This is a genomic window from Streptomyces muensis (assembly GCF_021474425.1).
GTDB classification, from domain to species: Bacteria; Actinomycetota; Actinomycetes; order Streptomycetales; family Streptomycetaceae; genus Streptomyces; species Streptomyces muensis.
Genome location: NZ_JAKEIP010000301.1, coordinates 1 through 9,155 on the forward strand (window position 1 = coordinate 1; position 9,155 = coordinate 9,155).

Annotated in this window: 8 protein-coding genes; 5 read left to right on the forward strand and 3 right to left on the reverse strand. The window is 68.8% G+C overall.

Annotated features, from left to right (window positions below; all coding sequences use genetic code 11):
* Positions 1–63: 63 nt before the first annotated feature.
* The 4 genes from L0P92_RS38440 (at position 64) to L0P92_RS38455 (ending at position 2,149) form a co-directional block, all read left to right on the forward strand.
* Positions 64–243, forward strand: a complete 180-nt coding sequence (locus L0P92_RS38440) for a hypothetical protein (protein WP_234767771.1) — start codon at positions 64–66, stop codon at positions 241–243.
* 172 nt (positions 244–415) lie between these two features.
* On the forward strand, positions 416–850 hold the full coding sequence (locus L0P92_RS38445) for a BlaI/MecI/CopY family transcriptional regulator (RefSeq protein WP_234767772.1): 435 nt from the start codon (positions 416–418) through the stop codon (positions 848–850).
* A gap of 109 nt (positions 851–959) precedes the next feature.
* A complete protein-coding gene (locus L0P92_RS38450; protein WP_234767773.1) occupies positions 960–1,523 on the forward strand; it encodes an amino-acid N-acetyltransferase in 564 nt (187 codons plus the stop codon).
* Positions 1,524–1,813: 290 nt separating this feature from the next.
* Positions 1,814–2,149 (forward strand): histone-like nucleoid-structuring protein Lsr2, encoded by a 336-nt coding sequence (locus tag L0P92_RS38455; protein WP_062725607.1) that lies wholly within the window; start codon positions 1,814–1,816, stop codon positions 2,147–2,149.
* Position 2,150: 1 nt separating this feature from the next.
* Here L0P92_RS38455 and L0P92_RS38460 read toward each other — a convergent pair whose 3' ends face one another.
* Positions 2,151–2,861 (reverse strand): SCO3374 family protein, encoded by a 711-nt coding sequence (locus tag L0P92_RS38460; protein WP_234767774.1) that lies wholly within the window; start codon positions 2,859–2,861, stop codon positions 2,151–2,153.
* Positions 2,862–3,291: 430 nt separating this feature from the next.
* Between L0P92_RS38460 and L0P92_RS38465 the strand changes: the two genes are divergently transcribed.
* Entirely contained in the window at positions 3,292–5,817 is a 2,526-nt protein-coding gene (locus tag L0P92_RS38465) for an ATP-dependent Clp protease ATP-binding subunit (RefSeq protein ID WP_234767775.1), read from the forward strand.
* A 70-nt stretch (positions 5,818–5,887) separates the two neighbouring features.
* Here L0P92_RS38465 and L0P92_RS38470 read toward each other — a convergent pair whose 3' ends face one another.
* Positions 5,888–6,532 (reverse strand): HAD family acid phosphatase, encoded by a 645-nt coding sequence (locus tag L0P92_RS38470; RefSeq protein WP_234767776.1) that lies wholly within the window; start codon positions 6,530–6,532, stop codon positions 5,888–5,890.
* A 145-nt stretch (positions 6,533–6,677) separates the two neighbouring features.
* The coding region (locus L0P92_RS38475) for an NACHT domain-containing protein (RefSeq protein WP_234767777.1) at positions 6,678–9,155 on the reverse strand (2,478 nt) is incomplete at its 5' end.

Below are 9,155 nucleotides of genomic sequence, written 5' to 3' on the forward strand. Positions count from 1 at the left end.
GTCCATGCGTCCAGGGTAGCCAGGGGGCGGCCCCGCGCCCCGCCCCCTGGCTACCCTGGACGCATGGACTACGTCTCCGCACTCCTCCCCCCGGTCGTCATGGCCGTGTTCTTCATCGGTGTGATCAGGGTGATCGTGAAGACCCAGGGCGGAGCCAACAAAGCCAAGGAGGACGCGGCCGTGGACGCCGCCCTCGCGCGCGTGGAGGCCCCCCGCAAGGCCTCCCCGACCCCGGACGCCTAGACCGGGACGCCCGCACCCGGCGTACGACTCCGAGCCGCAACGCTTTCCGAGTCGTACGCCCTTTTTGTTCCCGTTTTCAGAAGAAAGTGCCCGTCCGGCACGCCAACACCCAGATCTCCCACTATTGTGCTGAGTTGTGCCTCGCCCATTGGGAGAACTCGAAGACGCGGTCATGACGCGGGTGTGGAAGTGGAACCGCCCGGTGACCGTTCGAGAAGTCCTGGAAGATCTCCAACAGGAACGGTCCATCGCGTACACCACGGTGATGACCGTTTTGGACAATCTCCATCAGAAGGGCTGGGTACGCCGCGAAGCGGAAGGCCGGGCCTATCGATATGAGGCGGTCTCCACACGAGCCGCCTACGCCGCCGCCCTGATGAACGAGGCCTGGTCCCAGAGCGACAACCCCGCCGCCGCACTCGTCGCCTTCTTCGGCATGATGAGTGACGAACAGCGCCGCGCCCTGCGGGACGCCGTACGCATCGTCCAGGGCCCGGAAACACCCGAACCCACGCAACCGCCCGATACACGAGGCGTTACGAGTACGGATACGAGCAGCACCGATACGAGCAGCACTGATACGAGCAGCACCGATACCGGGCACTGATACGGCCGCCCCGCATACCCGCGCCGATACCGAGCCGGATACCCGCCCCGATACCGCCCATCAGAACCCCGCCTCGGCGCAGGAGCCCGACGGGCGATAGCGTCCGCTCATGTCAGCAGAGAGCCACTCGGCCGAGAGCCCCGCGGCGGAGAGCCCAGAAGTCACCGCTAAAGCCATCACCGTCCGGCGGGCCCGTACCGGCGATGTCGCCGCGGTGCGTCGTCTCCTTGACGAGTACGTCCGGCGCCGCATCCTGCTCGACAAAGCCACGGTGACGCTTTACGAGGACATCCAGGAGTTCTGGGTCGCGGAACGGGACGACAACGGGGAGGTCGTCGGCTGCGGCGCCCTGCACGTGATGTGGGAAGACCTCGCGGAAGTCCGCACTCTCGCGGTGAAGCCCGGACTGAAGGGCGCCGGCGTCGGTCATCAGTTGCTGGAGAAGTTGCTGCACACCGCGCGCTGGCTCGGCGTTCGACGGGTTTTCTGTCTGACCTTCGAAGTGGACTTCTTCGGCAAGCACGGCTTCGTCGAGATCGGCGAGACACCGGTGGACACCGATGTCTACGCGGAGCTGCTGCGTTCCTATGACGAGGGCGTGGCTGAGTTCCTCGGTCTCGAACGAGTGAAACCGAACACCTTGGGCAACAGTCGCATGCTTCTGCATCTGTGATCGCCGGGCTTCCTCGGCGTTCCGCGGCCTTCACCACCCCCATCGCCAAGGCTTCCGCAAGCTTCCGGAAGGCGTATTCCGCTCCGACCGCCCGTGCCCGGGTGCCCTATGTCCGAAACGCGCATGTTTCCGGACCGCACTCGGCCTGTGGGTCTCTCCCGGGGGTTTGTGTTTTTCCAGCAAAAGCGGTTTGCTTTCCGACGTACTGCAGTACTGCATATAACAGGGGACGGCGAAACGGCGGACGCCGCAGACCCCCGGCCCTCAAGTTATCGATGAAAGGAAATCCGGTGGCACAGAAGGTTCAGGTCCTTCTTGTCGACGACCTCGACGGCGGCGAGGCGGACGAGACCGTGACGTTCGCGCTGGACGGCAAGACGTACGAGATCGATCTCACGACTGCCAATGCGGACAAGCTCCGCGGCCTTCTCGACCCTTACGTGAAGGGCGGCCGTCGTACCGGAGGTCGTGCCTCGGGTGGGCGTGGAAAGGCGCGCGCCGCTTCCGGTGGCAGCCAGGACACCGCGCAGATCCGCGCGTGGGCCAAGGAGAACGGTTACGAGGTCAACGACCGCGGCCGCGTCCCGGCGACCATTCGCGAGGCGTACGAGAAGGCCAACGCCTGATCTACGGACAGGCCGACGACTGGGCGCACGTGCGTCGCAGCCACAGTCGGTGGCACCGCGTTGCCACCGTGTCCAGAACCCGTACGAGATCGGGGGCGCCCCCACCGCCCCCCAGAGCCGACAGCGTCGGCAGCGAGGCCTCGACCTCGCCCCCAGGCTCGGGGGGTCGCAGCCACACGGCGGCCCCCTGTACCGAAGCGGACCGGTCCGGCGGGAGCGGCCGCACCCCGCGGGGCCCCGGCAGGCCGGCACGCCACTGCCGTACGGCCTCCCCCGGCACCGGATCGACAGGACGCCGTACGGCCGTCGACGGCCGCTGCCCGGGTGGCCGGGGCGCCTCCATGAGACCGCCCTCGCCGAGCGCCGTCAGATCCAGGGGCAGTGCGCCCCACTCCAGCCAGTCCAGCACCCCCGGCACCTCCTGCGCGCTGCCCGCGGCCAGGAGCAGCCGCATGCGGTCGCCCTGGACGGCCACCGGCGATTCCGGCGTCAGATGGCGCAGTGCCGCGCGGCCCGCCTCGGCCGGGACGTCCAGGACGTCGAAGCGCGGACCCATGCGGAGAAGCGGCGGTGATCCGGGTGCTCCGGGCACCAGCGGCCAGCCCAGTTCGTTCTCGTACCACCGACGGACCTGATCGCTCGGATCGAGCGGCCGACGGGGGAGGGGGATCGTGGCGGAGTCCGTGAGGGTCGCGGGGCGCATGCCAGCCATGCCAGGTGAAACCACCGAAAAGGCGTACGGGTTACGCTGGGTGTTCTGGCGACAGCGGAGAGTGTCGAAAAAGGGGGCGCGCGGGGGTGTGGGGTGGCGCAAGGTTGTTCGCCCGTAGCGGAGGGAACCAGGGGGCGCGGCATGGAGTGTCAGTCCCAGCGGGTAAGACATCCCTAGTGGGAGGGGGCGACACGCAGGACAGTGGGTCTCACGTTCGCCATCGGCGTACTGATGGTGAGGGTAACCACCTGGCCTGCGGGAACATCGTCTCGCACCATCGGGTTGGAGCAGATGTCGGCGTCACGGGTCAGGAGGCCATCGACGGTGTCGGCAGTTGGAATGAGCGGTCCCCGCTTGCGGGACTAAGCTGCGGAAGGACAGGGAGGGGAAGTTCCCCCCACTGCCTGACCGCTCTGAGGAGCGATTAACGATGTTCGAGAGGTTCACCGACCGCGCGCGGCGGGTTGTCGTCCTGGCTCAGGAAGAAGCCCGGATGCTCAACCACAACTACATCGGCACCGAGCACATCCTCCTGGGCCTGATCCACGAGGGTGAGGGTGTCGCCGCCAAGGCCCTTGAGAGCCTCGGGATTTCGCTCGAGGCGGTCCGCCAGCAGGTGGAGGAGATCATCGGCCAGGGCCAGCAGGCGCCCTCGGGCCACATTCCCTTCACCCCCCGTGCCAAGAAGGTCCTGGAGCTGTCGCTCCGCGAGGCCCTTCAGCTGGGCCACAACTACATCGGCACGGAGCACATCCTGCTCGGCCTGATCCGTGAGGGCGAGGGCGTCGCCGCCCAGGTCCTGGTCAAGCTGGGCGCAGATCTGAACCGGGTGCGGCAGCAGGTCATCCAGCTGCTCTCCGGCTACCAGGGCAAGGAGACCGCCACCGCCGGCGGGCCTGCCGAGGGCACCCCCTCGACGTCCCTGGTCCTCGACCAGTTCGGCCGGAACCTCACCCAGGCCGCTCGTGAGTCCAAGCTCGACCCGGTCATCGGGCGCGAGAAGGAGATCGAGCGGGTCATGCAGGTGCTGTCCCGCCGTACCAAGAACAACCCGGTCCTGATCGGTGAGCCCGGCGTCGGCAAGACCGCCGTCGTCGAGGGCCTCGCCCAGGCCATCGTCAAGGGCGAGGTGCCCGAGACCCTCAAGGACAAGCACCTCTACACCCTGGACCTCGGCGCGCTGGTCGCCGGCTCCCGCTACCGCGGTGACTTCGAGGAGCGCCTGAAGAAGGTCCTCAAGGAGATCCGCACCCGCGGCGACATCATCCTCTTCATCGACGAGCTCCACACGCTGGTCGGTGCGGGTGCCGCCGAGGGCGCCATCGACGCGGCCTCCATCCTGAAGCCGATGCTGGCCCGCGGTGAGCTGCAGACCATCGGTGCGACCACGCTGGACGAGTACCGCAAGCACCTGGAGAAGGACGCGGCCCTGGAGCGCCGCTTCCAGCCCATCCAGGTCGCCGAGCCGTCCCTGCCGCACACGATCGAGATCCTCAAGGGTCTGCGCGACCGGTACGAGGCCCACCACCGCGTCTCCATCACCGACGAGGCGCTGGTCCAGGCCGCCACGCTGGCCGACCGGTACATCTCGGACCGCTTCCTGCCGGACAAGGCGATCGACCTGATCGACGAGGCCGGCTCCCGGATGCGCATCCGCCGGATGACCGCGCCGCCGGACCTGCGCGAGTTCGACGAGAAGATCGCCGGTGTCCGCCGCGACAAGGAGTCCGCGATCGACTCGCAGGACTTCGAGAAGGCCGCCTCCCTCCGCGACAAGGAGAAGCAGCTCCTGGCCGCCAAGGCCAAGCGGGAGAAGGAGTGGAAGGCCGGCGACATGGACGTCGTCGCCGAGGTCGACGGCGAGCTGATCGCCGAGGTCCTCGCGACCGCCACCGGCATCCCGGTCTTCAAGCTGACCGAGGAGGAGTCCTCCCGCCTGCTGCGCATGGAGGACGAGCTCCACAAGCGGGTCATCGGCCAGGACGACGCCGTCAAGGCGCTGTCGAAGGCGATCCGCCGTACGCGCGCCGGTCTGAAGGACCCGAAGCGTCCGGGTGGTTCGTTCATCTTCGCCGGCCCGTCCGGTGTCGGTAAGACCGAACTGTCCAAGGCGCTCGCCGAGTTCCTCTTCGGTGACGAGGACGCGCTGATCTCCCTCGACATGTCGGAGTTCAGCGAGAAGCACACGGTCTCGCGTCTGTTCGGTTCGCCCCCCGGCTACGTGGGCTACGAAGAGGGCGGCCAGCTGACCGAGAAGGTCCGCCGCAAGCCGTTCTCGGTGGTCCTCTTCGACGAGGTCGAGAAGGCGCACCCGGACATCTTCAACAGCCTCCTGCAGATCCTGGAGGACGGTCGTCTGACCGACTCCCAGGGCCGGGTCGTGGACTTCAAGAACACGGTCATCATCATGACGACCAACCTCGGCACCCGGGACATCTCCAAGGGCTTCAACCTGGGCTTCGCGGCCTCGGGTGACACGAAGACCAACTACGAGCGCATGAAGAACAAGGTCTCGGACGAGCTCAAGCAGCACTTCCGTCCCGAGTTCCTCAACCGCGTCGACGACGTGGTCGTCTTCCCGCAGCTGACGCAGAACGACATCCTCAGGATCGTCGACCTGATGATCGGCAAGGTGGACGAGCGCCTGAAGGACCGGGACATGGGCATCGAGCTCTCCCAGTCCGCCAAGGAGCTGCTGTCCAAGAAGGGTTACGACCCCGTGCTGGGCGCCCGGCCGCTGCGCCGGACCATCCAGCGCGAGATCGAGGACTCGCTGTCGGAGAAGATCCTCTTCGGCGAGCTGCGTCCGGGTCACATCGTGGTCGTGGACACCGAGGGCGAGGGCGAGACCAAGACCTTCACCTTCCGCGGTGAGGAGAAGTCGGCCCTGCCGGACGTCCCGCCGATCGAGCAGGCGGCCGGTGGAACCGGGCCGAACCTGAGCAAGGAGGCCTGACCCTCCGGGGGTTGAGCCGAAGAAAGGGGCCGGTGCTTATCAGCACCGGCCCCTTTCGCATGCCCAGGGCTTACGACAGCTGGCCGTCGTAGTCCGGCAGCTTGTACGTCTTCTCGGCGTGGCCGCCCGACAGGTCGGTGGCGCTGTTGCCGATGTTCGCGATGATCGTGTAGCCCTTGCTCTCGATGGCGACGCGCTGGGCGGTCTTGTAGTCGGCGACGTTCTTGAACAGGTCGAGGAAGCTCCGCACATACAGGCCGGAGACCTGGTAGCCGACGTTCTTGAGGTTGTAGTCGGTCACCGAGTAGATGATCCCGGGGCGGGCGGTGACGAAGAACAGGGCGACGCCGTGCTCCTGGGCGTACTTGGCGGCCTCCAGGACCGGGCCGTTGGCCGGCTGCGGGTAGCTGAAGCCGAAGTCCGTCTCCAGGGTGGTGTTGTCGATGTCGAAGACGATCGCCTGCTTCTCACCGGGCTTCGTGGCGGCGATGCGCTGCTTCAGGTACGGCAGGGCCTGGTCCATGACCGCCTGGCAGTCCTTCTGCCAGGTGTCGTAGTCGACGTCCTCGGCGGCGGCGGCCGTCGTGGCGGTGGCGACGGTGGAGGTGCCGGTGGCCGTCGTGGCCTGGGCGCCGACGGGGACCGTCAGCGCTGTGACGGCGATCGTCGCGGCGGCGGTCATGCCGATGCGGCGCGTCCAGGTGCCTCTGCTCATGTGGGGGTCCTCTCGCATCCGTGCGCTGCCTGTGTCGTGGGCATGCTCGTGGGTGGGGATGGCTTGCGGGGAACCAGCGGGTTACCGGACGGTAGCTCACGTTGAGACGCGGCTCACATAGGCGTGTGTGGGTTCGTGACGAGCGTCACAGATCCTCGCGTGCCGTGATCTCGACCCCAACCGGCACGTTCCGCACGCGCGGCAGACGGGGGTTGACGCGCAGGACGCGCAGCCGGGGGAAGTGGGACAGCCAGGAGACGTCCGTGTCGGTCAGTTCGGCGTTGAGCCAGAGATGGGTCAACTGCCCTGGATCCAGGCCTGCCAACAGCTCCTCGGCGCGCATCACACCGGCCACCTGGACGCGCGGGCGCCCGCCGAGGTCCCGTAGGGCCGCCAGTTCCGCGGTGTCGGAGACGGGGAAGTACAGACCGTCCGGGTCGAGGTGGGCGATGATCTCCTGGGCGTAGCGCTCCGTGTCGAAGTGCCGCCAGCCACGGGCCAGTTCCGCGCGGATCGGCAGTGCGGAGCGGGTGCGCAGATGGACCAGGTAGTCGATGGCGGCGTCGTCCTGGACACCGGTCGCGGTGACGGCGAGCAGCAGCGCCTGCCGGTCGTCGGGGACCTGCCCCGGGTCGGGCAGCAGCTCCAGGACGATGGGCCCGACCCAGCCCAGGCCGCGCGCAGCGAGTTCGGTCGTCGGCCGCACCAGGTTCTTCGTACGGTCGTGGACCAACCGCTGTACGGCCGGGTCGAGTTCGGCGACATGCTCCAGACAGGCCGCGGCCATCAGTCGCCGGTGGTTGACCTGGGGGCGGCGCAGCGTGGGCGCGGGCGCCAGCAGCTCCTCCAGGAAGCGGGCGCATTCCTCGGGGCGGGCATGGGCGACGGCCATCCGGACGACCTCCTCCCACTCGGACCGGTGGGCATGGTCGACCAGGGTGTGCAGCCTGCCGCGCGCCACGATCTCCTTGGCGGCCAGATAGTCCTGGAAGGTGCGGTGCACGAAGTCCACCGAGTCCCCCGACCGCTCGCGCAACAGCCCCGTGCGGTGCAGCAGATGGCGGAAGATCTCCTGGCCGTCACCCTGGGCGCGCGCGGTGGGCATGGCGGGCAGCGTCGCGTCCAGGATGCCGACCGCCCGCGGGCGCGGCAGCTCCGAGGCGCCCTCCTCCAGCATGGCGTGGGCGAGTTTCTGCAGCAGCCGCTCCCGGGTGCCCTGCTGGAGCCGCACATCGTCGGCGTACAGCACGTCCCGTTCCGGGTCACGCCGCTGCAGCAGCATCTCCAGGGCGGCGTCGTACAGCTCCTTGCGGCCGTGCGGCAGCGACCCGGCCCGGTCGCGGTTGAGCGCGCAGATCAGGCCGCACATCAGGGGGTTGGTGGCGAGCTGGCGCAGCTCGCGGTAGATCCGTACGGAGTGCAGCAGGCGTTGCTCGTACTCCTCCAGTTCCTCCCGCTTGTCCCGTTGCCCGCGGCTCAGCTCGTCGCGGCGCGCCGCCGAGTGCCAGTCCCGGATGAACCGCGTCACCCGGTCCCGGGACATCGGGGCGAGCGACAGCTCCACGAACCCCTCGTCGGCCAGCCCCTGCTCGGCTAGCCAGCCGTCCTCCACCGCGGACGGCCGCGAGGTGACCAGGCAGCCGTTGCCGGAGAAGATGCGCAGCAGCCGGCGGAGCCGGTCGCGCAGTTCGCCGCGCGCCTTCTCCGGCGCCTCGTCGATCCCGTCGACCAGCAGCAGGGCACGGCCCGCGAGCAGGGTGCGCACCACCCACCCCTCCGGTGCCCGGTCGGCGAGCGGGTGCCGGATCGCGTGCAGCAGGTCGTCCGGCGCCGGGAAGCCCTCGCGGGCGAAGCGTCGTACGGGAAGCACGAAGGGAACGCGGGAACCCGCCCGGGCCGTGGCCACCGCCAGCCACTGCACCAGGGTCGTCTTCCCCGAACCCGCGACACCGCGCAGCAGCACCCGCTCGTGGTCCTCCAGCGCCCGGTCCGCGAGCAGCACGGCGCGCTGCCCGTCCGCGTCGCCGCCGCTGCGTTCCTCGGCCTCCAGGCTGAGATACGTCTCCTCCAGCGGCCACCGGTCCGGCGCGTTGGGGAAGTCCACACCGACGATCGTCAGCCAGCCGTGCCGGCGTACCACCCAGTCCGCGTACCGGGCCTCGAACTCCGCGTCCTCCCGAGACCGCTCCGGCTGGCGCGCCGCCGCCTGGGCGTCGTCGAGGTCGACCAACTGGGCGATGCGGCTGGCGCGTTCGGGCAGCCGGCGCTGGATGTACGGGGAGCGTCGCACGAGGTGGTGCAGGACGTGCAGACAGACGGAGACGAGTAACGCGTCGTGGAACCAGGCGGCTTCCGGGGTCAGGGCCCGGTCCGCGCCCTGCACCGCTCCGCGCAGCCGGCGCGCGTAGTCCTGCGGGCCGAGCCGTACGGCCTCGGCGTCGGTGAGACCGACCTCGCCGATCGCGAGCAGGGTGCGGGCCAGGACGTCGACCACGGCGGGCAGTTCGGTGGTCGGGGTGTCGTAACGCTCGGCGGCGAGCTGTACGAAGTCGGCGGCGGTGCGGTGGATGTCGTCCGGGGTGGCGGGGGCGCCGGGACCGTGCCAGGTGGTGAGGGTGGGGAC

Excerpts from the sequence above, each read along its gene's own strand:
- L0P92_RS38440 (WP_234767771.1), top strand. The coding sequence starts at position 64 with ATGGACTACGTCTCCGCACTCCTCCCCCCGGTCGTCATGGCCGTGTTC.
- L0P92_RS38450 (WP_234767773.1), top strand. The coding sequence starts at position 960 with ATGTCAGCAGAGAGCCACTCGGCCGAGAGCCCCGCGGCGGAGAGCCCA.
- L0P92_RS38465 (WP_234767775.1), top strand. The coding sequence starts at position 3,292 with ATGTTCGAGAGGTTCACCGACCGCGCGCGGCGGGTTGTCGTCCTGGCT.
- L0P92_RS38460 (WP_234767774.1), bottom strand. The coding sequence starts at position 2,861 with ATGGCTGGCATGCGCCCCGCGACCCTCACGGACTCCGCCACGATCCCC.
- L0P92_RS38445 (WP_234767772.1), top strand. The coding sequence starts at position 416 with ATGACGCGGGTGTGGAAGTGGAACCGCCCGGTGACCGTTCGAGAAGTC.
- L0P92_RS38470 (WP_234767776.1), bottom strand. The coding sequence starts at position 6,532 with ATGAGCAGAGGCACCTGGACGCGCCGCATCGGCATGACCGCCGCCGCG.